Raw genomic sequence first — 24837 nt, 5'->3', positions numbered from 1 at the left:
CTTCGAACCCGCACCCTCTGGGTGATCCATCAAACGCGCCCCTCACGGCCATCAACACCATGATTTATATCGGAAATATTGAGATCCTGACAGCAAAATCAGCGATTTACTTGGGGAATGTGGGTTTGGTTATGGCCGCCACGCGGTGGAATATAGCGGGGGTATAAGCCAAGTCGGGCTAAGCTCTTTGTTTGTCGTCATCGGGCAATTGGGGTACTATGTTTGCTTGCCGCAATTCCTGTTTCTGTTGGCGGCGGTTGCGGCGGGGCTTGCCTTGTTCATCCTCGCCGTGCGGCGGGAGGGGGTGGGGCGTGCCATACTTCAGGTGTTGCGCTTGCCGGCCTTGCCGGTTTTGGCATTCACCAGCGGCGTCATCGTGGTTTTGTCCTCCACCCTCAATCAGGGGGATGGTTTCATAGCGCCGGCCGTCCCCGCCTTGCTGGTTCTGGCTTGCCTTGCATTTCAGACGCTGAGCCGGAGCGTGCTATCCTGTGGGGGGCTGATCGGCATGGCCTGCCTGGTGGCCTGTCTGAGCGTTTTGCCGACCACGGGCTTGCCGGCGTTCGGCCGGCCCATGATAGTCATGTTGCCTGCTTTCGGCACGGCCAGTTTGACATTCGGCGCCGGTACCATCCAGCATTATGAGACGAATGGGCGGTATTTTGAAGGCGATTGGAATTGGCCGGTGCCGCGGGCCGAAGGGCGCGCATTCGCCGCGATCTATGAGCAGGCGGCGCGGCGTTTGAGTGGCCAGAGCGTGGCGTTCGGGGTGCGGGGCTTTTTGTTCAATGTGAACATGATTTCCCTGTATCAAAGACTTTTGGGTTTCGAGCCCGCGCGCGCCATGACGCAAGTCGATCCCATTACCATCGGCGGCACATCCCAGGGTGTGACGAAATGGCTGACGCAGGGGCAGGCATCCGCCATGTGCCTGTTGGTGGTCTCCAACGGGGTCAAGCATCAATTCCAGCCGTTTGTTCCGCCCGACGTTATGGAGGCCGGAGCCGTGGCCGCTGGTTTTTCCAACACGGGCACGAAATGGGTATTGCCGGGTGGCGAGCGGATTACCCTCTGGCGGCGCGCGGGATGCGGGTAAATGTCCGTTCCCGCTGATGCGCCACTGCCCAAGCTGTATCATCCCGGGGTCTGGCGGGATCCGCCCGGAGGCGCTGAGGCCGTTTCCATCATCATGCGGACCAAGGACCGCGCCTTGCTGCTGCCGCGCGCGTTGGAGAGCGTGCTGGCGCAGAGATTTGAGGATTGGCGGCTTTATCTGGTGAACGATGGCGGCGCCGTGCCGGTCCTGGAGGACGTGCTGACGCCCTATCTGGAGGCTTTTGGCGGGCGGCTGCGGGTGGTACATCACGCTGTGTCGCTGGGGATGGAGGCGGCGAGCAATGCCGGGCTGGCTCTGGCGCGCGGACGGTATTTCGCGATCCATGACGACGATGATTGCTGGCATCCCGATTTTCTCAGCCGCACTGTGTCGTTTCTCTCCGCGCCGGAGCGTTGCGGCTATGCCGGTGTCGCCACGGGGTGCGAGGTCGTGCGCGAGCGGATCGAGGCTGGGCGCGTCGTGAAGACCGCGCAATTTCCCTGGGTCTATTTCAAACCGCCAGTGGAATTCTCCGCCATGCTGGCGCGTAACCAGATTCCACCCATCGCGCTGCTTTTGCGGCGCGACGTGCTGGCCAGAATCGGCGATTATAATGAGCGTCTGCCCGTTCTGGGCGACTGGGAATTCATTCTGCGGGTGTTGGCGGTTGGGGATATTGGCGCGATCCCGGAGCCGCTTGCTTTCTACCATCACCGTCTGGCGGCCGATGAGGATGTTTACGCCAATAGTGTCTCGGCGGGGTTGCATATCCACCGCGAGATGAAGGCTGGCATCGGCAACCATATCATCCGTGAGGCTTTGGCGGCACAGCCGGTCTTGCTCGGCGTGCTATGGCCCGTGTTGCAGGCCTTGGACGAAGCGTCTGGCGAGCGGCGCCGTCAGACGGAAGGGCTGGAACACAAGCTCGACGCGCTGGCGGCGGAGATGGCACGGCAATTGGACATGATGCAAGGCATGACACGGCGTCTGACGGTTCTGGAAGAGGCCGTGCGGGAGGTCCGGCAAATTGCCGAGCAGCGCTCTTGCTTGCCGGCGCCGCTGCGTTGGCTGGCGTTTCGGTGGCATAAATTGACGGGACGCCAGCCACGGAAAGACCGATGATATCGGTTGATCGGCCTTGAGGTCTTGCCGCAGCGGGGGATAATGCCAGGTTTGAGAGCGATATATGTCTGGGTGGGCGTGGGCGCGTTTAACCAGACATATAACAAACCCCGGTGGTTCTAACCGGGTGGAAGCGGCGGCATCAGCCTGTGCCAGTTCCCCGCCTGTTCAAAGGCCCAGCCAACCCGCAGGACCATGGCCTCGGCATAAGGCCTGCCCATGATTTGCAAGGATAGAGGCAGGCCCGCCCCGGTCATTCCGCATGGCACCGCCAGGGCGCAGCAGCCAAAGAAATTCGCCGCGCGCGTCATCGTGTTCGGGCCGCCTGTTTCATCGACTTCAGCCACCGGGATGGCGGGATGCGCGGTGCTTGGCGTCAGCAGCGCCTCCACGGGTTCCAGCGCCGCCAGGAAGGCCTCCGTCATGCTTTTCCGGCGCCAGGCCAGCCGCAGATACTCCTTGACGGAAATTTTGCCCGTGAGCATCCGCGCGCGTGTCGCCGGGCCCATCGCGGAGGCTGGGTCATCCACATATTCGGCATGGGCGGCATAGGCCTCCCCCGCCATGACCTCGGACAGGCCGGCCAGTGCCGCCAAGGGCTGCGGGAGTTTCACCGGCACAATCTTAGCGCCAAGCCGGGCCAGGGTTTCCAGCGCTTGTTCGTAGGCGGTTTCGGTTTCGGGGTGGATCGCGCAGCCGCAATCGGCCATGGTGATCCGTCCCAGACGCAGCCCCTTCACCCCCAGCCGCAGCGTTGACGCCGGATCGTCCAGCGGCAGGCCCAGGGTCGCGGGATCCAGAGGGTCGGGCCCGCGCAGCGCTTGGTACATCAGCATGGCGTCCTCGACATTGCGTGCCATCGGCCCCGGGGTGTCCAGAGAGACGGAAAGCGGTTCGATGCCATGCGTGCTGATCCGCCCATAGGTGGTTTTGAGCCCGGTGACGCCGCTGAGCGAAGCGGGAATGCGGATGGAGCCGCCTGTATCCGTGCCGACGGCCAGGGGGGTCAGCCGCGCCGCCACCGCCACGCCGGACCCGCTGGAGGAGCCGCCCGGGGTGTAATGCGCCTCTGGCTTCCAAGGGTTTTTCGGCGTGCCGAGATAATGGTTCGTGCCCCAGGAGCCGAAGGCGAATTCGACCGTATGCACCTTGCCTAGAATGATCGCCCCCGCCGCGATGAGCTTGCGCACCAGGGTCGCGGTGCTGGTGGCGCGGCGGTTGAGGTGAATTTTCGAGCCCGCCGTATAGATCTCGCCTTCCATGGCGATGAGATCCTTGAGCGCGACCGGCACGCCATGCAGCTTGCCCAGGTCGTATCCCGCCCGCAAAGCCTCGTGCGAGGCCCGGGCGGCTTGGCGCGCCTTGTCTTCATACACCGCGATGAAGGCATGCAGTTGCGGATCGAGCGTGGCAATGCGTTGCAGGCAGCTTTCCACCGCATCGACAGGCGACAGCGCCCCGCCGCGATAGGCGGCGGCGAGTTCACCGGCTGTTAGCAGATATGGATCTTTCATCATCGCTCCTAACTGGTGGCACGTCAGACTGCGCCGTGCCCTGGCAAAGCGCAAGCGCCGCCTGTGGCGGGCCGCCATGCCGGTTTTCTTTCCGGTGGGTATCGGAGGTTTGCGGGGTTGTTGTGAACAATATAGGGGGGTATGGTATATAAATGGCACATACGGTCAGGGACAAGCAGCGCCTGCTGGCGCGTGTGCGGCGCATACGCGGTCAGGTCGAGGCCATGGAGCGCGCGCTGGAAGGCGAGGCGGAATGCGACAAGGTGATGCATTTGCTGGCGGCCACGCGCGGCGCCATCGCCGGGCTAATGGCGCAAATCGTCGAGGAGCATGTGCAGACCCATCTGGTCGACACCCAAGCTCATCCAGGCGCGTTGAACGAGGATGCGGCGGAGCAACTGCTCGAAGTCGTGCGGACTTATCTCAAATGAGGGGCTGATGCGGGATCACGAGACATCACACGCTCATCACCATCATCATGGCGTTCATAATCATGCGCCGGCCGATTACGGCCGTGCCTTCGCCATTGGGCTGGCCCTCAATCTTTGTTATGTGGCGGGCGAGGCGTTCTACGGCATTGCCGGGCATTCCCTGGCCTTACTGGCCGATGCCGGACATAATCTGAGCGATGTTCTGGGGCTCGCCGGCGCTTGGGGCGCTACCTTGCTGGGGCGCAGATTGCCTTCCGCCCGCTATACTTACGGGCTGCGCCGTGCCACCGTCCTGACGGCCTTGGGCAATGCCGTGCTGCTGTTGCTCGTTACCGGCGGTATAGCGTGGGAGGCCTGGCTGCGGTTTTTCACGCCCGAGCATCCTGGCGGGGGCGTGATGATCGTGGTGGCCGCCATCGGGATCCTCGTCAATGGCTTTACGGCCTTGTTGTTCATGTCGGGCCGGAAGAACGATTTGAATGTGCGCGGCGCGTTCTGGCACATGGCCGCTGATGCGCTGGTTTCAGCCGGAACAGTGGCCGCGGGCGCGGCGATTTTGCTGACCGGCTGGAACTGGATCGACCCCTTGGTGAGCCTTGTCATCAGCGCGGTGATCGTTGCCGGAACATGGTCGTTGTTGCGAGATGCGGTGAAGCTCTCCCTCGATGCCGTGCCCGAGGGAATAGACCGGCGGGAGGTGGAGATTTATCTGCGCGCCTTGCCGGGGGTCTCGGCGCTGCACGATCTGCATATATGGGGGCTGAGCACGACGGATGCGGCGCTCACCGTTCATCTGGTACGCCAGGACGATGCCGGCGCGCAGGCGTTGCTGCCGCGTATCGCCGAGGAGATCGCCGAGCGTTTCGGTATCGGCCATGTGACCATTCAGGTCGAGACGCAGGAAACCGCCGGGCTTTGCCGGTTGCGTTCTGATCATGTGATATAGATTGAGGCGCCTTTTTTAATCAGTGCCCTCCGGACCAAAGAGTTTCCGGGCCGTGTGTTCGGCCTTGGCCAGATAGGCATCATGCAAAACCGGTGTGTGGGAGTGATAATCGCCGATGGCGGGCAGCAGCGCGCCATGCGTTTCGGCCAGATAGGTTTTCAGCACCAGCGCGGCGGCGGCGATGTTGAAGCATGGCTGCATGATCATGCGCGTGCGTGTTTCGCCCTCGCTCAATCCGGCGCGCGCGGCCAGGGCGGGCAACCACAGGCTGTTGACCTGCATCACGCCAAGATCCTCCGTGCCGTTTTGATTGGGTGTCACCATGCCCGTCCGTCCGCCTTCTAGCGCCTGGATCACCGGCAGGACGCGCGGCGGTAGCCCCGTTGTGGCGGCGACGAGCAGCATGCATTTCAAATAAGGGATCATCAGGTCAGTCCACGAGGTTCCGTTGCCGATGGCGCGATGCTATAGCCCGCTGCGTCGGAAAGCAGAACGGGCAGTCATGATCGACACAAAAATGTCATATATTTCCAATGGAATTTCAAAACGAGAAAAACGCGAGGGTGGTTTCACGCTGCTGGAGCTGCTGGTCGTCATCGTGATTCTCGGGTTGCTGATCGGGCTCGTGGCGCCGGCGGTTTTGCGCCAGCTCGGCCATGCGAAGGATTCGATCGCCAAGCAATCCATCGAGCGTATCGGCTCGGTTCTCGATCTCTACAAGCTCGATGTCGGGTCTTATCCCAGCACACAGGACGGGCTGCGGGCGCTGATCACGAAGCCCGACGACGCCGATGGCTGGTCCGGCCCATATCTCAAAAGCGCGTCCCTGCCGCTCGATCCATGGGGGCATGCCTATATTTACGATGAACCCTCCGTCCGCGCGGGGCTGGATTACGATCTCTGCTCACGTGGCGGCGCGGATAAAAGCGGCGGGCCTGGCGATCCCGGATTGATCTGCAATCAATAATCGTTTGTCAGGGACAGGATTTTATAGGCGCTAACGCCCTGCTCGCCCGACAGGCTGACAATGGCCCGCCGCCGCGCCAGCGTGTGCCCGGGGCCGCGGGCTTGCGCCTCGACGATCACGACCGTTGCGTTGCCTTCATAGATGCCCGTTCGCGCGCCTGTCTGGCCGGAGAGTTTCAGTGCCTCGCGCACCACCGGGTCGGCGAGGGCGGCGTTCGGATCGCCAGATTGGTACAGATTCAGATGCGGCCGCAATCGCGCCAGCAAGGTTGGTGTCATGCCCATGACATTGGCGATTTCGCCGAGATCGGCGAATGGTTTCGCCGGCGGGCCATAAGGCAACCCGGCGCGGCGATAGGCGTTCAGCAAATCTTCCCGGTCCTGCGCGGTGGCGGCTTTGCTGCGCCAGGCGATCACCGCGCGCGCCAGCCCTTTCGCCTGCTGCGGCGCCATGCCCACCGCCTGGAACAGCCCCGCCAGCAGCGCGGTGGAGGCGAGATTCGGATTGATCTTGCCGGCCAGCCCGTGCACCTGAACCCATACCATGCTGCGGCCGACCGCCAGTTCGTGGGCTGGGCCATCCTCCGCCCAGCCACCGTCATGGCCGAGCAGATGGAAGATCGTCTCGTTGATCGCGCCATCGGCCGCGGCGCGGGCCATGGCGGCATCGCGGATATTGTTAGCCAGCCGCGTGTCGGTCCGGCCGGAAGCCAGCAGCGTGGTGATCAGCAGTGTGATTAGCACCAGGCTCCAGAGCACGACCAGCAGCGCGAAGCCCCGGTCGCGCCGCGAGGTCATTTGGACAGACGGGCGCGCAATGCCTCGTCCGGGTCGGCTGAGCCGCCGATCGGCGTGGTTTGCAAGGCGCCTGTCACCTGCATGGCATTCGGCAATTGCTGCTGCATGTCGGCAGTGAGGTCGAGGGCTTGCTGCTGGCTGCGGATGACGTGGGGCGTGATCAGCACCAGCAGCTCCTCGCGCGTGCGGCTATTATCCTGCGTACCGAACAGCCCTCCCAGGACGGGAATATTCTTCAGGCCCGGAAGCCCTTCATTCTGGTGTGAGTCATTGTCGGAGATCAGCCCGGCGAGACCGATGGTTTGCCCATCCTGAATCGCCACGCGCGAGGCCACGGTGCGTTCCGTGAAGGTGGGGGAGTTCAGGCCCGAGGTGGTGATGGTCGGGGAAACACCGCTGACTTCCTGGCGAATATCCATCGTCACCAGCCCGTCGCTGCCGACATGCGGCGTCACGCGCAGAATCACACCGGTTTCACGGTAATCGACGGAATTGATCACATCGGATGTCGAGGTATCCGTGCTTTGCGAGGTCTGGGTCAGATAGGGCACGCTGTCGCCCACCTGCAGGCTGGCGGCCTGACCATCCAGCACCATCAATTCCGGAGAGGACAAGACCTTGACCTTGGTGACCGATTGCAGGGCGGAGATGGCCAGTGGCGCCGCGTCGCTGCCATGGCCGGACAACACGAAGCCAGGAAAACTCGTCTCCAGGGCCGAGCTGGAGGATTCGCTTAGCACCGCGTTGATGCCGCCGGATTTGAAGAAGAACTGCGTGCCATATTGCAGCTTGCCGGTCAGATCCACTTCGGCGATGGTCGCGTCGATCCGCACTTGCAAGGGTTGAATATCGATCTTGCTGAGCATGCCGGTGATCTCGTCATCTTCCTGGGCGGTGGCATAGACGAGCAGGGCGTTGTTCTGCTCATCGGGGATGATTCTGAGGCTGTTGGCGGACCCGCCGGCGCCGCTGGCCGAAAGCGGCCCGAGCAAGGCGCTGGCGCCGGCGGTAGCGCTTTGCCCGGTGCCGGATTTGCCGGTGCTGGCGCCGCCGGTTTGGCTGGTGCCGCTTTGCGCCGCCGTGGCCGTGGCGCCGAGCAGCCCGCCAGTATCCGTGCTGGTGCCGGTTGTGCTGGAATTGCCGCTATTCATGCTGCTGGATGTGTCGTTCTGGGTCGCGGCGGCGCTTGGCTGCGCGGTGACATTATCCGGCGTGAAGGCCTGTTGCAGCAGATAGGCCGCGTCATTGGCGCGGCTGTTGCGAAGGTAGAAAATATGCCAGTTCCGCATCGTTTCGCGTTGCATCTGGCTGAGTACGCCATAGATGCGCGCGGCATCCGTGAGATAGCTGCGCGCGCGGGCGATCACCAGCACCGCGCTGATCCGTTCCAGCGGCACCACCGTTACCGCCCGTGGGATCTTCATGTCGCCATGCTGGCTCAGGGCCTGGCTGAGGGCATCGGCGAAAGACTTGGCGTTTCCATCGGCAACGGGAAACAGCTCATAGGATTGTCCGGCCAGGGCGTCCACGTCGAAGGCTTGTACCAGCCCGGTGAGCGCCGCGCGGGTAGATGGATCGCCCTGAATGATCAGGGCGTTTGCGGTTGGATCGGCGGTAAGGCTGCCGCCCTTGGAGACATAGGGTTTCAGCATGGCGGCGAGCTGGGGCGCGGAGGCATAATGCAGGGGCACCACCACGGCGCCCCCCAAGGCTGGGTCGCCAGCCAGCCCCGCCGCTCCGCCTTGTCCCGCCGGGATCACGTTATAGAGGCCATCATTTCGCACCAGCAGGGCATTGTTCTGGGCCAGCAGCGTTTGCAGGACCGGCAGCACCTGCGCGCGTGTCAACGGCGTTACGGTATGTAGCGTCACTGTGCCGGTGACGGACGGATCGATCGTGTAATTCACATGCAGAATGCCACCGAGGATCTGCGCCACGACGGTTCGCAGATCCGTACCCGCGAAATCGAAGGAGATGTCGCCGCCACCGGCACCGGTTGTGGCGCCGGTGGTGTCGGCGGGGTGTTGCGCCTGGCCGTAGCTGGCGCTGGGGCGCGGCGGCATCGCGGCGGGAATGGCACCGCTCGCCCTGCTGGCGGCGGCGGGCAGGCTGGTCTGATTAAGCGGCACTGGTGTGACCGGCATGGCGGGTTGGCTGGCTGGCCCGGTGACGGCGGCGCAGGCGCCGAGAACACAAAAAGCCAGAATGGAGCAGGATGAACGGAGAGGGCGCATATTCGTCATTCGTTGTCGTAATCGGCGGCCGCGGGCGGCGGCGGTGTGGGCGAGGGGGGGGCGGCCTTGGGCGGCGCGAATTGCGGATGCAGCGTGAGCGTGCCGGAAGGGCCGGCAAGCTCCACGGTGTCGGCCAGGATATGGCTCAGCCTGTAACCGTCGATCTCGCCGCCTTCGGGCACGATCCGCGGTTTTTGCCCGTCGGCGGCGAAGATGGCACTGCGGCCGTCAGAGGAAATAATGATGGCGCTCAGCCGTGCCGTGCCGGAAGCCAGCGCCGCGTCGTCGGCGGGGCGGCGGCTTTCGGAGAAAAGCGGCCGCGCCAGAGCCGTGTCCGCCCATTGGCTGACGGCATCGTCCAGCGCCACGCCAGGCATGCCGCCGGGAATGCTCAATGCCAGGCGCGGCGTGGGAGGAACGCTGCCGGTCAGCCATTCCGCCGCCAGCAGCAGGGCCAGCGCCATGGCCAGAAAGGGGACGCCCAGCCGTGCCGCGCCGTTCATCGCGCGTCTCCGGCGCGGAACCCGGCAATGGTGAAGCTGGCTTGGATCTTCCCGCCGGAGTCCGGTGTGGCGCCATCCATGCTGTCGAGGCTGATCCCGTCCAGGATCATGCGCGGCGTGGCGTCGTCGATCGCTTGCAGCAAGGCCACCAGCACCGGCCAGCGCGCGGTGACGCTCACCTGCATGGAGATCCGGCGCAGCGCCCCGTCGGGGGTGGCGGGCTGCATGGCGGCGCTGTCCAGGCTGGTGCCCGCCCGCGCCGCCAGGTCCTGCACGGCCGATTGCAGGTTGGCACCGGCGATGGCGTCGCTGTCGCCCGCCAGCAGAATGTCCCCTCCGGCTGGTTGTGTGCCCATGGCCGCCACTTCGCGCCGCAATGCGGGCAGTTCCCGTGCCAGGGCCGCCATCCGCGCGGCCAGTTCCCGCTCATGTGTCAATTCCTGCTGGCGGGCCTGATACCAGCCGATGAGCGGCGCCACCGCGCCCAGCCAGAGCAGCATGGCCCCGGCCAGGGTCACGCCGAGCGCCAGGACCCGGCCACGCCGGCCTTCAGGCAGAGTCAGCGCGCCGGGCGTCATCCGGCGAGCTTCGCATGGATGGAGAATTGGTCCCGCTTGCCGTCCGCGCTGCGGGTGACGGGCGCGGTGAAGCTTGGATCCTTCAGTGCCGGCACGGCCGCCAGCCGCGCGATCAGCTTCGCCGCGTCGCTGGATTGGCCGTCAATGTTCAAATCCTGGCCCTTGAGGGACAGGTCGTTGAGCCAAGTGCCATCCGGCAGCGTGTCGGTCAGAACAGCGAGCAGCCGCAGCGCGTCGCCGCCGCGCCGGGCCTTGGCGATCACCTCGCGGCTGGAATGGGCGATGGCGAGTTGGCGGCGCAGCGCTTCTGCCCGGTGCGCGGCTTGGCTGTGCGCCGCGACCATGCTCCGCGTCGCGCTCAGCGCCGCCTGCTGACGCAGGAAGGGGCTTACCAGGCAAAAGGCGGCGAGCAGAGCGCAAAGCATGCTCCAGCCATGGCGCCTGAACAGGCCTTGCCCCGTGATTCGTCCGGTGGCCAGCGGGATATGCTGCCCGTCTCGTGTTTCGATGCGCGATGGCGCCAGGCCCCGCTCCGCCAGCGAAGCCAGCAAGGGGGAGAGGGGCGCGCGCGGCACGATGGCCAGCCGGAGCTGGAGCCGCCCGGGCGCATGGCCGGGCGTGACGGCGCCGATTCCCCAGGAGAGTTCCCCGGCGGAGAAAGGGGTGAGCCGGTCCATCTCGAAGCCGATGGCGGTATGCATGTCCCGCGCCGCGGCCAGGGGCAGGGAGACATCGCGGCTCAGTACCATGCCGTCCGGCAGGCGCAGAAAGACGGGCAGGCCCTGCCTGGGCGGCTTGGCGTTGGACAGGGAGGGCAGGGGGGCCAGCTTGGTCTCCCGTCCTTTGCGGCGCATGAGCAGCGACCCGGAACCGTTCAGATCCTCCATGGCGATGATCAGCGCATCGGGTCGCCCTGCGGGGCTTCTCAGGCTTTCCGGCGGCAGGGCGCGCATCTGGGCCGCCCACCAGGCGCAAAACGCCGACAGCATCAGACCCGGCCCATGCATGCCTGTGACAAAATCATGGCGGCTGGTTAGTGGTTTATGGCAGGCATGAACAATGAAGCTTTCAAGTCAGTCACCCGCGGCCACGGGCGCCATGACGAGATCCGGCCAGCTTTGTCCCGCCAGGCGCAGATGCAGCCGGATGAGCAACGGCAAGCCCTTGCCCGACCATGAGTTGGACCATGCCGGCGGGGCGTTTTCCCGCGTGGCGAAGTAGGACAGGCTGACCCCGCGCACGCCGGTGGCCAGAATCTCCCTCCGTGGCGGCGGCGGTGGGGCCAATGGCACACCTGGCGGGTGCGGGGTGTAGCGCAGCACCAATAACCCGCCCGGCGCCATCCGTATGGCCGCATCCGCCAAGCCGCCGCCGGTTCCGGCGCCTGGTGGCAAAAAGGTGGTGAAGGAAAGACCGCCGGGCTGTCCGGTCATGCTGCCGGGCAAGGCGTGGGCGACGATGTCGCGGAGCGCATTATCCATCGCCGCCAGCGTTTCGGGCGTTGAGTCGCGCCGTGCGGTGGCCTTGAAGGCCTGGATCCCGAAATGAAAACTCTGCGCGATGCCGGCCATCATCAGCCCGAACACCACCAGCGCCACCAGCATTTCCAGCAAGGTGAAGCCCGCTTGGCGTGGCTTTGGCTTCATTGGGCGGGAGGCCCCAGCAGTTCGGTGGTCAGCGTCACTTGCCGTTCGCCGAAGCTTTCGCTCACCCGCACCGCATATAGCCCGAATCCGCCGCCGGATCGCAGGGCGGCGATCTCCAGCCGCCAATGAAAGCCCCCGCCATCCTCGCCGCTCAGGCTTTCCGGCTTCAATGTGGTCAACCGGCCGATGGAAGCCAGGCGCGATTGCGCCCGCGCCACGGCTTCCTGGTAACGCGCGGCGGTGACGCTTTGTGCCGCGCCATTGAACCCCGCCTTGTACAGGACCAGCGTGGCCAGCGCGGCGATGACGAAGGCCACCAGCACTTCCAGCAGTGTGAAGCCAAGCTGATTTGTCTTGGCCCGCGCGCTGCCTGGACTGAGCGTGCCTGGGCTGAGCGTGCTTGGGCTGAGCGTGCTTGGGCTGGAGGATGCCAGCTCAAGCGAGAGGGGTGGTTTTGGCGACGATCTGATGAAACGGTGGCGGAGTTTAGGGTGGCGCATCGATTCTCACCTGCCCGGTCAGCCAGTCCACGCTGATGGCGATTTCCGGCCCGACGCCATCCAGCAGCATGCGCCCGCCGCTGGCGCCGCCATCCGGTGTGAATACGATCCCTCCCGGCGGCGCCTGCAGGCTCACGGTGATCCATGTGGGCAGGCGCGGCGGTATGAAGGTCGCCGCCGTCCCGCTGGCGATGGCCTGGCCGCGTGTCGCGCGCAGGGCCTGTGCCACATGCCGGGCGGCGATCTCGGTTTCCAGCCGGCGGCTATGGGGCTGCATGAAGCCCGCCAGCATCGCCAGCACCAGCCCCATGACCGCGATGGTCACGAGCATCTCCAGCAGGGTGAAACCGGCATCGGCTTTATTGCGCGGCATTGTTGAGGCTCAGCATCGCCAGCAGCAGGGAAGACACGATGCCAGCCACCGCCGCGCCCATGAGAATGGTGATGGCGGGCACCAGCAAGGCCACGAGCCGTTGCAGCGCCAGGCGTGTGCGTTCCTCGAACATGTCGGCGGCGCGCAAGGCGAGAGGCCCAAGCTGCGCGGTTTCCTCGCCCAGCCGCAGGAGATGCACGAGACGGGCGGGAAACAGCCCCGATTTTTGCAAGGCCCGGCTCAGGCCCTGGCCGGTTTTCGCGCTCTCCTCGGCTTCCCGCACGGTTTTTTGCGCCGCGCTGTTGCCCAGCACGTCCCGCGTGATGGCCAAGGCGGGCAGCAGCGCCACGCCATTCACCAGCAGCATGCCGAGTGTGCGGGCAAACCGCGCGGCCAGGATGTCCCGGGCGATGCCACCCAGCAATGGCAGGCGCAGCGTCATCCCATCCGCCGCCAGGCGCGGGGTGGGGCGTTTCAAGGCCGCGCGCAGCGCCAGGGCCAGCCCCGCCAGCCCCGCCAGCGCATAGGGCCCATAGGCGGAGCAGGCGGTTCCCACGGCCAGCAGAAAGGCGGTGGAGGCGGGCAGCGCCACGCCGTTCTCGGCGAAAAGCGGCACGAATTGCGGCAGCACCTGGGTGAGCAGCAGCACGATGGAACCGGCCGCCGCCAGCAGCAGGATGGCCGGGTAGATCATGGCCGATTGCACACTGGCAGTGAGACCGCGCTGGCGCTCCAGCAGTTCCGCGAGCCGCGTCAGCGTGCCGGCCAGATCCCCTCCGGCCTCGCCGGCGCGCACAAGTCCGATATAGAGGCGCGGAAAACTCCTGGGTTCGGCCCGCAGGGCGGTGGCCAGGGGGGCACCGTCGCGCACCGCGTCGCGCACCCGCGACAGCACGGCGCCCACGCGCCTGTTCGGCGCTTCCTCCGTCATCAGCCGCAAGGCGCGGTCCAGATCCTGCCCGGCTCCGAGCAGGCTGGCGAGTTCGCGCGTCGTCTCCACCAGTTCGCCCCGCCGCAGCGCCCCGCCTGTGCCGATTTCAACCGAGGCCAGCGCCGCGCCGCGCCGCGCCGGTGAGATAGCCAGCACCATGGCGCCGCGTTTTTGCAACTGCGCGGCGATGTCCGCCTCGCAGTCTCCCTCGCTTTCGCCTTTCAGCAACGCGCCATGGCCATCCAGCGCCCGGTAGCGGAAGCGCGGCATTATTCCTCCGCTCGCACGGCGCGCAGGATTTCCTCGATGCTGGTTTCCCCACGCGCGACGGCCTCCATGCCCGTGACGAGCATGGTCTTCATGCCGCTGGCGATGGCGGCGCGTTCGATGTCCCCCTGGTCCGCCTTGGCGAACAGCAGCCGCTCGATGTTCGTGTCCGGCGTGAGGAATTCCGCGATAACCTGGCGGCCGCGATACCCGGTGCCGCGGCAGGCGGCACAGCCATGGGCGCGGAAGATGGTTTCACCGGGCAGGTTGAATTTCGCGCGCAGCTCGTCCGTCACCTTCATGGGCTGCTTGCAATCGTCGCATAGCCGCCGCACCAGGCGTTGCGCCAGCACGCCGCGCAGCACGGCGGCCAGCAGATAATCCTCCAGCCCCATGTCGCGCAGCCGGGTGATGGCGGCGGCGGCGGAGTTGGTGTGCAATGTGGACAGGACGAGATGCCCGGTCAGTGCCGCCCGCGCCGCGATTTCGGCGGTTTCCAGATCGCGGATTTCGCCCACCATGATCACGTTGGGATCCAGCCGCACGATGGAGCGCAGCAATTGCGCGAAGCCTAGCCCGATCTGCGGTTTCACCTGGATCTGATTGATGCCGGTGAGCTGATATTCGATCGGGTCCTCGACGGTGATGATCTTGGTCTCTTCGGCGTTGAGGCAGAGCAGCGCGGTGTAGAGCGTGGTGGTTTTGCCAGACCCGGTGGGGCCGGTGACGAGCATGATGCCGTTGGGCGCGGCCAGGGCCGCGCGCAACCGCGCGATGACCTGCGTGTCGTGCCCCTGGGACGCGAAATCGAAAGCGACGGCGGAGCGGTCCAGCACGCGCAGCACCACGATCTCGCCATACAGGCTGGGGGCCGTGGCGATGCGAAACACAACATCCTGCCCGCGCACGGCGATGCGGATTCGCCCATCCTGGGGCAGGCGGCGTTCGGCGATGTCGAGCCTGGCGAGGATCTTCAGCCGTGAAATGATGGCCGGCGCCAGGCGGGCGGGTTGTGTTTCGGCGTCCTGCAAGTCGCCATCGTAGCGGTAGCGGATGCGCAGCCGGTCCTCGAAGGGCTCGATATGAATATCCGAGGCCATGCTCTCCACCGCCCGGCCGATGATCTGGTTGACGAGGCGGATCACCGGCGCCTCGCTGGCCATGTCCTTCAGCCGCTCGGCATCGTCTTCGGAGGGTTCGATTTCGCTGCCCTGAGGTTCGGCGTCCGCCTGTGTTTCCGGATAAAGCCGCTCCAGGGCCGCATCCAGCTCAACCGGCACGGCCACCTCCACCGTCACCTGCAATCCGGTGGCGAGCGCGATGGCGGATTGAGAGAAACGATCGAACGGATCGGCCATGGCGATGCTCAAACGGTCATCCGCCAGGGCCAGCGGCAGCAGGCGCGCGGCGCGCAGAAACCGGGGGCGCAGCCGTTCGGGCAGGATGGGGGACGCGGGGTAGCGCTCGGCGCTGGTCAAGGGCAGCTTGAGCATCTCGGCCCATGTTTCCGCCAGCAGGCGTTCGGGTGCCAGCCCCAGCCGCACCAGGGCCTGCGCGCCGCTAATGCCGGTTTCACGCGCGACCGCCCGTGCCCGTTCAATGGCCAGGGCATCGCAGATCCCCAAGGCCGTCAGCAGGGTCAGCGCCTGTTCTTCGTCAAGGGGAGGGGCCGGGCCAGCCGCCGCGGCAAGACCCATAGGCATGGTATCCATGAGGGGCTATTTCAGGGGGGAGAAGGCGGCAGGCAAGTGACAGAATTATGTCAGCCCGAAATTGCTAACCCTATGGCCGCTGGATATGTCGTAAGGTAACAAATCATAATTTAGTAACACGCAGGCGTGTGAGCCTCCTCTAGAGAGACGCCCGCGAGCTAACAAGCAACCTAACGGGTGAATCAATGAGCTTACGTAAATCTCTTATCCGCGCCTCGGTCTGCGTGTCCGCCACGCTGCTGGCGGCGCCGGGTGTGTATGCGCAAAATCACGGCCAGGACAGCGTTCCAGGGCATCACGATTATGGCCGTCATGGTTCGGTGGCGCCGGCCGATATGGCCTGGACCCATGGCGCCGCCGATCATTTGCGCACGGCGACGCCGATCAAGCATCTCGTCGTCATCTATGATGAAAATGTTTCGTTCGATCATTATTTCGCCACCTACCCGCAAGCGGCCAATCCTCAGGGCGAGCCGAGATTCACCGCCCTGGCGGGCACGCCGAAGGTGAATAACCTGGTCAGCGCGAATTTGCTGACGGGCAATCCGAACGCGACCAACACGTTGAACGGATCGGACGCGGCCAACCCGTTCCGCCTCGACCGGACCCAGGCCGCCACGGCCGACCAGAACCACGCCTACACCGCCGAGCAGCAAGCCTATGACGATGGCAAGGCGGATCTGTTTCCGAAATATACCGGTGCTGGCACGGCCGGTGGCGCCGGCGCTTTCGGCACCAAGGGGCAGGTGATGGGCTATTACGACGGCAACACCGTGACCGCGCTGTGGAATTATGCCCAGCATTTCGCGATGGACGACAATGCCTACACCAATACTTACGGTCCCTCGACCCCGGGTGCCCTGGAAGTCGTCTCCGGCCAGACCGATGGCATGCAGATCGTCGCCAGCAGCAAATCCTCCTATTACGTGAAGAACACGATCAATGGGCAGACCGACTACACGATGATCAACGATGTCGATCCAGCCTACGATGTCTGCTCCAGCTCCACCAATCAGGTGTTGATGACCGGTAAGAATATCGGTGACCTGCTGAATGCTTCGGGCATCACCTGGGGCGGTTTCATGGGCGGGTTCGATCTGAACGCCACCAACGCCAATGGCACCACCGGTTGCGCGCGCAGCACCGTCTCATCCACGGTTGGAGAAACCGTGACGGACTACATACCCCATCATAACTGGTTCCAATATTACGCTTCCACCTCAAACCCCAATCATTTGCGTCCGAAGGCGCTGGTGGATGTCGGTTACAGCTACGATCACGATGGCGCGGCCGACCCGGCAAATCATGAATACGACCTGAAGGATTTCTACAAGGCGGTTGCCGCCGGAAACTTTCCCGCGGTTTCCTATATCAAGCTGCCCGCCTATCAGGATGGTCATGCCGGTTATTCCGATCCGCTGGACGAACAGGCCGGCCTGGTCAAGCTGATCAATTTCCTGCAACGCCAGCCCGGCTGGAAGGATACAGCGATCATCGTCGCCTGGGATGATTCCGATGGCTGGTACGACCATGTCTTCACCAAGACGACCAGCAGTTCCTTCGACGCCACCGCCGATCAGTTGAACGGCGCTGGCGTGTGCGGAACCGGCACGCAGCCGAAAGGTGTCGAGGGCCAGCCCGTCAATGGCCGCTGCGGTCCGGGCACACGCTTGCCCTTCCTGGTGATTTCGCCTTGGGCCCGGCAGAATTATGTCGATCATACCCTGATCACCCAGGCTTCCGTCGTCAGCTTCATCGAAGATAACTGGCTGCATGGCGAGCGGCTGGGCGGTGGTTCCTTCGACGCGCAGGATGAATCGCTCATGGGCATGTTCGATTTTCATGGTCATCCGCATCACCGCGAGGCGCTGCTGCTGAATGCCGATACTGGCGAGGTGGTCGCGTCCCGCCACTGAAGCAGAGACAACGTCGATGCGCGTACTGACAAGTCTGTTTTTTCTGTGCGCGCTTGGCGCTTGCGTGGCCGTGCTGCTCATCACGCGCAGCCCGGTTCCCGCCGGAGACTGGTTTACCAACCCCGTCGCGAGTTTTGAACTCGCACGGGGTGAGAACCCTCATCCGGTGCATCTGGTTCGCCCGCCGGTGGCGCCGCTTTCAGCCATGGCCCAGCTAGGCAAGCAGGTATTTTACGATGCCAGCCTGTCCTCGTCCGGCAGGCTTTCCTGCGCGTCCTGTCATAGCCCGCGGCATTTTTACGGGCCGCCCACGGACGCGCCAGCCGTGATGGGCGGGCCTGATTTGACGAGCCAGGGCGTGCGCGCCGTGCCGTCCTTGATGTATCTCATCACCCAGCCGAATTTCAGCATCGGTCCTGATCCGGCGGGAGATAATGACACAGCCCCCGTGCTGCCCCAGCTCGCGGCCAAGGCCACTAATAGCGTGCGCGTGACAAAGACCGCGCAAAGCACCGCGCAAAGCGCTGGCAACATGGTTCCGCAAGGCGGCCTCTTCTGGGATGGCCGGGTGGATACCTTGCAGCAGCAGGCCATGGGGCCGCTATTGAGCCCCTTCGAGATGGATGGCGGCAGCATCGCGCATGTTGCCGCGAAGCTTCAGGCGGCTCCTTACGCGGGCCAGTTCACGGCGCTGTTCGGGGCGGGTATTCTGCACGAGCCTGGCATGCTGGTTTCGGAAGCGATGTTCGCGCTCGCCCGATACCAGGTCGAGGAACGGAGCTTTCATCCCTTCACCAGCAAATACGACGCCTGGCTTGAAGGGCAGGCGCGTCTCACCCCGGCGCAGATGCGCGGTTATATCCTATTCAACGATCCCGCCAAGGGTGATTGCGCCGCCTGTCATCTTGACCAGCCCTCGCCGGATGGGCAGCCCCCCTTGTTCACGGATCATCAATATGAGGCGTTGGGGGTGCCGCGTAACCCCGCGCTGAAGGTAAACCAAAATCCCGCTTATTTTGACGAGGGGATCTGCGGGCCGTACCGGAACGATCTGGCGCAAGAGACGCAATATTGCGGCATGTTCCTCACGCCGACCTTGCGCAACGTGGCCACGCGCGAGGTGTTCTTCCATAATGGTGTTTATCATTCCCTGGCGGATGTTCTGGATTTCTACGATTTCAGGGACACAGAGCCAGGCCGGATCTATCCGAAATCGGCCAGCGGCAAGGTTGAGACGTTCGATGATTTACCCAGAAAATTCTGGAAGAATATCGATGTTTCCGATCCGCCCTTCGATCGCCACGCGGGAGACCCTCCCGCCCTGACCCCGGCTGAGGAGCAGGACATCATCGCGTTTCTCAAGACCTTGACCGATGGCTACAAGCCAGCGGTGAAATCGCGCGGATAGGCTGGAGGTTTTCATCGATCCCCTTCCAGCCTGGGAATTGCCCCTCATGGCCCCGTTCATCGGCAGTTGGCTGGGCGTGCTGATCCGCCGCTGGCCGCGCCGGCGCCCAGTGGCGCTGGCGCGGTCCCGGTGCGAACAGTGCGGTCATGTCTTGGGGGTGGCGGATCTCGTGCCGCTGCTGAGCTTTGCCTGGCTGCGCGGCCGGTGCCGGTATTGCGGGGCGGGGATCGGCTGGTTTCATCCCGGGGTTGAAGCGGCGGCCCTCGCCATTGCCTTGGTGTGTCTTGCCGTGGGCGGGGAGGGGGCGCGGCCCTGGCTGGCCGCCGGGCTGGGCTGGGTGCTTCTATGCGCGGCCTGGATCGATGCGGAAACCATGCTTCTGCCGGATCTGCTCACCTTACCCTTGATTCTGGCGGGGTTGGCGGTGACCTGGGCGGAGAGGCCATCGGCGTTGTCCGATCATGCGGCGGCGGCGGCGCTTGGTTATCTCGGCTTCAAGGCGCTGGATGCAGCCTATTACCGCCTCCGGCGCCGTCACGGGCTGGGCCAGGGGGACGCCAAGCTGATGGCGGCCGCGGGGGCTTGGCTGGGGGCGGCGGCCCTGCCAGGGGTTATTCTCGTTGCTGGTCTGGCGGGGCTGGCCATGGCGCTGGCGCTGGTCTGGCTGGGGCGCCTGGCGCGGGGGGCGGCGCTGCCTTTCGGGCCGGCGCTGGCGCTGGCGTTTTTCATGCTGGCCCTGGCGCCGGGCGGGTTGCCCTGAGCCTTCCCGTGGCCGTGGCTGCCCGCGCGGGTTTGAAAAAGCCGGTATCTCCTATAAACCAGCGGCATCTGGCCCGTTGTCCCGCGTAGGGGCAATTCCGGCCGGTACAGGTTAGACGAGACGAGGCGCTTTTGGACATCTCCTTTGCCGCGAAGTTCCTGGGCGCTTTGTTCGCCATCATGAACCCTTTCATCAATCTTCCGATCTTCCTGGCCCTGACGGCCGACCGGACGGTGGCGGAACAGCGAGCCGCCGCGTTGCAGGTTCTGGTCTATACGACGGTCATGTGTGCGGTGATTTCCCTGGCCGGGCGGGAGATCATCGGTTTTTTCGGCATTTCCATCGACTCGTTCCGCGTGGCGGGCGGGGTGGTGCTTCTGGGCATCGCGCTCTCCATGCTGAATGGGCATCAGATCACCGCGCATGAGCGTGGCGCGCATGAGAAGACCGCGGAGGACGAGGCCGATGGCGATGATAATATCTCGTTTTATCCGATGACCTTTCCCATGATCGTCGGGCCGGGAACGATCGCGACCTTGATTATTTATGCGGCCCAGGCAGACACGGTCAGCCAATATGTGTCGTTTGGCCTCGTGTTGCTGGTGATTTTGGCGGCTTTGTTCGTCGTGCTGTATTTCGCCTCGGCCATAGGCCGGTTGCTGTCGGTGAAGATGCGGGTGATCATGACGCGCCTCATGGGCATGATTCTGGCGGCCATCGCCGTGGAGATGATCGTCATTGGGGTTAAGGTGCTGCTGCCCGGCCTGGCTTGAGGAAGGTCGGCCCGCATTGCCCCGCGGGCGGGAATAATGAACCGGCAGGGGGCTTTGCCTCTTGACCACGCCGGCGCGTGCGCCGGATAGGGGCTTATGAAGGTTCCCCAGCGTGTCATTCGCCAGCGGCGCCAATACAACCAGTGGGTGGGTAACCAGACGCTGGAGGATTTCGCCCTTCGTTTTACCGCGGCCAAGGCCCGGCGCGGTGCGTTTCTGGTGGGGAATACGGCGTTGGGCGCGGTTTCCTTTCTGGCTTGCGAGGCCATTGGCGGCTCCATCACCCTGACATTCGGCTTCACCAACGCCATGGCGGCCATTCTGGCGGCCGGGCTGATCATGTTTCTGGTTGGGCTGCCCATCTGCGCGGCCGCCACGCGTTATGGGGTGGATGTGGATCTGCTCACCCGGGGGGCGGGGTTTGGCTATATCGGTTCCACCATTACCTCCCTCGTTTACGCGACGTTCACATTCATCCTGTTTTCCATAGAAGCCAGCATCATGTCGGCGGCCATTGTCATGGTGCTGCATCCGCCGCTCTGGCTGGCCAATTGCATCAGCGCGCTGGCGGTGGTGCCCATCGCGGCGCTGGGCATCAAGGCCATCAGCCGCATGCAGCTATTCACGCAGCCCGTTTGGCTGCTGCTGCAATTCGGCCCGCTGCTTTATCTCGCCGCGGAAGGATTGCCCGATATTGGGGCATGGACGCGGTTTCCTGGGTTTACGGGCAATAACGCGCTGGCCTTGCTGCCGTTCGGCATGGCGACATCCATCTTGCTTTCCCTGTTGCCGCAGATCGGCGAGCAGGTGGATTATCTGCGGTTTTTACCGGTCAGGCGTGGCAAGGCCGGGTGGGCGGCGATGCTGCTCACCGGCCCTGGCTGGGTGCTGACTGGCTGCGCCAAGATCGCGGCGGGCTCCTTTCTGACTTATCTCGCCGTCGAGCGCGGGGCGGATTGGGAGCATGCGGCCCAGCCCGCCACGATGTTTCATATCGCCTTTCTGGAGGTGTTCCGCAATCCCGTGCTGGCCTCGGCGCTGGTGCTGGTCTTCATCGTCACCTGCCAGATCAAGATTAACACCACCAACGCCTATGCCGGGTCCATCGCCTGGTCGAACTTCTTCTCGCGCCTCACGCATAACCATCCGGGCCGGGTGGTGTGGGTGGTGTTCAACGTGCTGCTGGCGCTGCTGCTGATGCAGCTTGGCATCTACCGCGTGATTCAGAACATTCTGGGTCTCTACGCCAATTTCGCCGTGGGCTGGATGGGCGCGCTCGCGGCGGATCTCATTATCAATAAGCGTCTTGGCCTGTCTCCCCCCGGCATAGAGTTCAAGCGCGCGCATCTGTACGACATCAACCCGGTGGGCGTCGGGGCCATGGCGTTGTCGGTGCTCGTCTCCACGCTGATGAGTTTTGGCGTGTTTCACGAGACCGCCCGCGCCCTGGCGCCTTTCGCCGGCCTCGTCATCGCCTTCATCGCCGCCCCCGCGATTGCCTGGCTCACCAAGGGGCGGTTTTACCTTGCCCGTGTGCCAGAGGCGCGCCAGTCGCGGACCTGCATCGTTTGCGAGGGCGGTTTCGATCAGCCCGACATGGCGTTTTGCCCGGCTTATGGCGGCGCCATCTGCTCGCTTTGCTGCTCGCTCGATGCGCGTTGCCACGATCTTTGCAAGCCGGAGGGGCGCCTCACCACGGTCATCGCGCGGTCCTTGCCAGCACGGCTGGCCGATTGGTGGCGCGCCAGGCTGGATGCCCGGGTTTTGCCGTTTCTGGGGTTGTTGCTGCTCTTCTCAGCCATTATCGCCGCCTTGTTCGGGGTGATCGGCTATGAGTTTGACGTGCTGGCGCCCGCGATGCACCAGGCGGTGCATGAGACGCTGCTGGTCGCGTTCTTCACGCTCTTCATCCTGGCGGCCCTGGCGGCCTGGCTGCTGGTGCTGGCCCGTTTCAGCCAACGCGCGGCGGAGGCTGAAACATCCCATCAGACGGTGACGTTGCTGGATGAGATCTCCGCCCATGAGCGCACGGATGCGGCGCTCCAGACAGCCAAGGCGGCGGCTGAATCCGCCAACATGGCCAAGAGCCGGTATATCGTCGGTGTCATTCACGAAATCCGGGCGCCGTTAAACGCCATTTTCGGCTATGCGCAGCTTCTGGAGGCGGGCGGCACCCTGCGCCCGGACGAAGCCGTGCGCACCATCCGGCGTTCGGCCGCGCACCTGTCCAATCTGGTGGATGGGCTGCTGGATATATCCCAGATCGAGAGCGGTGCGCTGCATCTGCATCGCGATCAGGTGGATTTTCCTGAATTCCTGGATCAGCTTGTCGATATGTTCCAGCTTCAGGCCGAGGCCAAGGGGATTTCGTTTCACGATGAGCGCGCCCCGCTTTTGCCGCGCTTCATTCATGTGGATGAAAAGCGGCTGCGCCAGATCCTCATCAATCTCCTCTCCAACGCCATTAAATACACCGCCGAGGGCGAGGTGCGCCTGAGCGTGCGCCGGCGTGGGCAGGTGACGGAATTCATCGTCGCGGATACCGGGCATGGCATCCGTCCCGAGGATCTGTCCAAGATATTCGAGCCGTTTGAGCGTGGTCATCTTCCCGCCGCCCATGCGGTGCCGGGCACCGGGCTGGGCTTGACCATCTCCAAATTGCTCACTGAAATTCTCGGTGGCGAGATCTCTGTTGAGAGTATTTTGGGGCGGGGCAGCGTGTTCCGGGTGCGGCTGCTGCTGTCCGAGGCGCTGGGGGCGGAAGCAGGCGCACCCGCGCGCCGCATCACCGCCTATGCCGGGCCCCGGCGGAAGCTTCTCATCGCGGATGACGATCCCGATCATGTCCGTCTGATCACGGATGCCCTGACACCTTTGGGGTTCATGGTGTTTTCCGCGCCGGACGGGCCCGCCTGCCTGGAACTATCCCAGGATACCATGCCTGATCTGGTGATCCTCGACATCAGCATGCCGGGAATGTCCGGCCTTGAGGTGGCGCGCCATTTGCGCGCGGCGGGCGGAACCATGAAAATCCTGATGATCTCGGGCAATCTGCACGATGCCGCGCGCCAGGGCGATACCGGATATGACGCGTTTCTCGCCAAACCGATCGATTTGCGGGCGCTGCTGGACAAGATCGGCCTGCTGCTGGGGCTGGATTGGGTGCATGAACAGCCCAAGCCCCAGATTGCCGCGCCGGTCATACCCACGGCTCTGCCGGAGGAGGATGTGCTGGAGGAGCTGCGCCAGCTTGCCCGCATCGGCTATGTGCGCGGGTTGGAGGCACGGTTGAGGGAGCTGGAAGCCGCTGACCCGGCCTTGGCGCCGTTCTGTGCCCAACTTACCGTCTGGCTGCGCGGTTTCGAGCTGAAACGCATGCTCGCCTGGCTGGAGGATCTGCCGGAGACCGCCCCATGAATACCCGCCGCGACCTTGTGCTGGTGGTGGACGATACGCCCGAGACGCTGGGGCTGCTGACCGATGCGCTGGAATCGGCGGGTTTGACGGCGCTGGTGGCCACCAGCGGCCAGGCGGCCTTGGAGACGCTGCGTCACGTGACCCCGGATCTGATCTTGCTGGACGCGGTGATGCCCGGTCTGGACGGTTTCGAGACCTGCCGCGCCGTCAAGGCGATTCCCGCCCTCAGCGCCATTCCGGTGATCTTCATGACCGGCCTGTCGGACACGGCGCACGTGGTGCGCGGGCTTGAGGCGGGTGGGGTGGATTATGTCACCAAGCCCATCGTGATCGATGAGTTGCTGGCGCGCATGCGCGTGCATCTTGGCAATGCCCGTGCCGCCCTGCGCACCCGCGCGGCGCTGGATGCCGCGGGCGGCTTCCTGCTGGCGGCGGACGAGACGGGAGCGCTGCTCTGGTGCACTCCCCAGGCTGAGCGCCGGCTGGCCGATGCGCTGGCGGATTTCACCATGGCGGCGTTTCGGCTGCCCGCGGGGCTGGAAATGCAGGCGGGCGAGCGCATGCTCAGTTTCAGCCTGATCGGGCGGATCGGCGCGGGGGAGCTGCTTTACCGTCTCGCGGAAACAGGCGGCGGGCAGGAAGAGGCGTTTCTGCAAGGCCAGTTCTCCTTGAGCGCCCGTGAGGCCGAAGTGCTGCTCTGGATCGCGCGTGGCAAGCCCAACAAGGATATTTCCGATATTCTCGGTATTTCGCCGCGCACGGTGAACAAGCATCTGGAGCAGGTTTTCATCAAGCTGGGGGTGGAAAACCGGGCCTCGGCGGCGGCGCTGGCGGTGGGGGCGCTGGCCAGGCGCGGATAGACGTGCCTGTTTGACACCCCTTCGTTACGTCAAACACCCCATGGTGCGCCGCCGCATTGCCCTCCCATAATCGCGCATCCTGAACG

General features: G+C 64.4%; 23 protein-coding genes. 11 read left to right on the top strand and 12 right to left on the bottom strand.

Features of this window, described 5'->3' with window-relative positions:
• Positions 1–226 precede the first annotated feature (226 nt).
• Positions 227–1096: a hypothetical protein gene (locus tag AB7D48_RS06410; RefSeq protein WP_427976660.1), complete on the top strand. Its 870-nt coding sequence runs from the start codon at positions 227–229 to the stop codon at positions 1094–1096.
• Positions 1097–2218: a glycosyltransferase family 2 protein gene (locus AB7D48_RS06405; RefSeq protein WP_427976657.1), complete on the top strand. Its 1122-nt coding sequence runs from the start codon at positions 1097–1099 to the stop codon at positions 2216–2218.
• Positions 2219–2337: 119 nt separating this feature from the next.
• Here the strand turns inward: AB7D48_RS06405 and AB7D48_RS06400 are convergent, their stop codons facing one another.
• On the bottom strand, positions 2338–3732 hold the full coding sequence (locus AB7D48_RS06400; protein WP_427976655.1) for an amidase: 1395 nt from the start codon (positions 3730–3732) through the stop codon (positions 2338–2340).
• Between the two features lie 152 nt (positions 3733–3884).
• On the opposite strand from AB7D48_RS06400, the gene AB7D48_RS06395 reads away from it, so the two are divergent.
• The gene (locus tag AB7D48_RS06395; protein WP_427976652.1) at positions 3885–4163 is read left to right on the top strand and encodes a metal/formaldehyde-sensitive transcriptional repressor; all 279 of its coding nucleotides are present in this window, start codon (positions 3885–3887) and stop codon (positions 4161–4163) included.
• Between the two features lie 7 nt (positions 4164–4170).
• Entirely contained in the window at positions 4171–5109 is a 939-nt protein-coding gene (locus tag AB7D48_RS06390) for a cation diffusion facilitator family transporter (protein ID WP_427976650.1), read from the top strand.
• Positions 5110–5124: 15 nt separating this feature from the next.
• Here AB7D48_RS06390 and AB7D48_RS06385 read toward each other — a convergent pair whose 3' ends face one another.
• Positions 5125–5535, bottom strand: coding sequence for a lytic transglycosylase domain-containing protein (locus AB7D48_RS06385; protein ID WP_427976648.1), 411 nt, complete (start codon positions 5533–5535; stop codon positions 5125–5127).
• A gap of 91 nt (positions 5536–5626) precedes the next feature.
• Here AB7D48_RS06385 and gspG point away from each other — a divergent pair, with 91 nt between their 5' ends.
• The gene (gene gspG, locus AB7D48_RS06380; protein WP_427976645.1) at positions 5627–6076 is read left to right on the top strand and encodes a type II secretion system major pseudopilin GspG; all 450 of its coding nucleotides are present in this window, start codon (positions 5627–5629) and stop codon (positions 6074–6076) included.
• Here gspG and AB7D48_RS06375 read toward each other — a convergent pair.
• The 10 genes from AB7D48_RS06375 to AB7D48_RS06330 all read right to left on the bottom strand — a co-directional run bounded on the left by AB7D48_RS06375 (position 6070) and on the right by AB7D48_RS06330 (position 15617).
• Positions 6070–6873, bottom strand: a complete 804-nt coding sequence (locus AB7D48_RS06375) for a hypothetical protein (protein WP_427976643.1) — start codon at positions 6871–6873, stop codon at positions 6070–6072. The two genes, gspG and AB7D48_RS06375, sit on opposite strands and share 7 nt — an antisense overlap.
• Positions 6870–9116, bottom strand: coding sequence for a type II secretion system secretin GspD (gene gspD / locus AB7D48_RS06370; protein ID WP_427976641.1), 2247 nt, complete (start codon positions 9114–9116; stop codon positions 6870–6872). The genes AB7D48_RS06375 and gspD overlap by 4 nt, the downstream gene beginning before the upstream one ends.
• The gene (locus tag AB7D48_RS06365) at positions 9113–9610 is read right to left on the bottom strand and encodes a hypothetical protein (protein ID WP_427976639.1); all 498 of its coding nucleotides are present in this window, start codon (positions 9608–9610) and stop codon (positions 9113–9115) included. Before AB7D48_RS06365 ends, gspD begins: the two co-directional genes overlap by 4 nt.
• The gene (gene gspM, locus AB7D48_RS06360) at positions 9607–10188 is read right to left on the bottom strand and encodes a type II secretion system protein GspM (protein ID WP_427976636.1); all 582 of its coding nucleotides are present in this window, start codon (positions 10186–10188) and stop codon (positions 9607–9609) included. Before gspM ends, AB7D48_RS06365 begins: the two co-directional genes overlap by 4 nt.
• On the bottom strand, positions 10185–11195 hold the full coding sequence (locus tag AB7D48_RS06355; RefSeq protein WP_427976633.1) for a PilN domain-containing protein: 1011 nt from the start codon (positions 11193–11195) through the stop codon (positions 10185–10187). Before AB7D48_RS06355 ends, gspM begins: the two co-directional genes overlap by 4 nt.
• A gap of 66 nt (positions 11196–11261) precedes the next feature.
• Positions 11262–11834, bottom strand: a complete 573-nt coding sequence (locus tag AB7D48_RS06350) for a type II secretion system protein (RefSeq protein WP_427976630.1) — start codon at positions 11832–11834, stop codon at positions 11262–11264.
• Complete coding sequence (locus tag AB7D48_RS06345; protein WP_427976628.1) at positions 11831–12334, bottom strand: type IV pilus modification PilV family protein; 504 nt, start codon at positions 12332–12334, stop codon at positions 11831–11833. Before AB7D48_RS06345 ends, AB7D48_RS06350 begins: the two co-directional genes overlap by 4 nt.
• On the bottom strand, positions 12321–12707 hold the full coding sequence (locus AB7D48_RS06340; RefSeq protein WP_427976626.1) for a pilus assembly FimT family protein: 387 nt from the start codon (positions 12705–12707) through the stop codon (positions 12321–12323). The genes AB7D48_RS06345 and AB7D48_RS06340 overlap by 14 nt, the downstream gene beginning before the upstream one ends.
• Positions 12694–13908: a type II secretion system F family protein gene (locus tag AB7D48_RS06335; RefSeq protein WP_427976623.1), complete on the bottom strand. Its 1215-nt coding sequence runs from the start codon at positions 13906–13908 to the stop codon at positions 12694–12696. The genes AB7D48_RS06340 and AB7D48_RS06335 overlap by 14 nt, the downstream gene beginning before the upstream one ends.
• Entirely contained in the window at positions 13908–15617 is a 1710-nt protein-coding gene (locus tag AB7D48_RS06330) for a GspE/PulE family protein (protein WP_427976621.1), read from the bottom strand. Before AB7D48_RS06330 ends, AB7D48_RS06335 begins: the two co-directional genes overlap by 1 nt.
• Positions 15618–15952: 335 nt before the next feature.
• Between AB7D48_RS06330 and AB7D48_RS06325 the strand changes: the two genes are divergently transcribed.
• From AB7D48_RS06325 to AB7D48_RS06300, 6 genes are all read left to right on the top strand, one after another.
• Positions 15953–17533 carry a phospholipase C gene (locus AB7D48_RS06325; RefSeq protein WP_427976681.1) on the top strand — a complete coding sequence of 527 codons (1581 nt, stop codon included), beginning with the start codon at positions 15953–15955 and terminating at the stop codon, positions 17531–17533.
• A 16-nt stretch (positions 17534–17549) separates the two neighbouring features.
• Positions 17550–18941, top strand: coding sequence for a cytochrome-c peroxidase (locus AB7D48_RS06320; protein ID WP_427976619.1), 1392 nt, complete (start codon positions 17550–17552; stop codon positions 18939–18941).
• Positions 18942–18987: 46 nt separating this feature from the next.
• Positions 18988–19701, top strand: coding sequence for a prepilin peptidase (locus AB7D48_RS06315; protein WP_427976617.1), 714 nt, complete (start codon positions 18988–18990; stop codon positions 19699–19701).
• A gap of 131 nt (positions 19702–19832) precedes the next feature.
• Positions 19833–20474, top strand: coding sequence for a MarC family protein (locus AB7D48_RS06310; protein ID WP_427976615.1), 642 nt, complete (start codon positions 19833–19835; stop codon positions 20472–20474).
• Positions 20475–20570: 96 nt separating this feature from the next.
• Positions 20571–23891, top strand: a complete 3321-nt coding sequence (locus AB7D48_RS06305) for an ATP-binding protein (RefSeq protein WP_427976613.1) — start codon at positions 20571–20573, stop codon at positions 23889–23891.
• Positions 23888–24751: a response regulator gene (locus AB7D48_RS06300; protein WP_427976611.1), complete on the top strand. Its 864-nt coding sequence runs from the start codon at positions 23888–23890 to the stop codon at positions 24749–24751. Before AB7D48_RS06305 ends, AB7D48_RS06300 begins: the two co-directional genes overlap by 4 nt.
• The last annotated feature ends 86 nt before the right edge of the window (positions 24752–24837 follow it).

The organism is Acidocella sp. (assembly GCF_050253495.1).
Classification (GTDB): Bacteria; Pseudomonadota; Alphaproteobacteria; order Acetobacterales; family Acetobacteraceae; genus Acidocella.
Note: the sequence above shows the minus strand (reverse complement) of the source record. Positions and strands in the feature narration are given on the sequence as shown.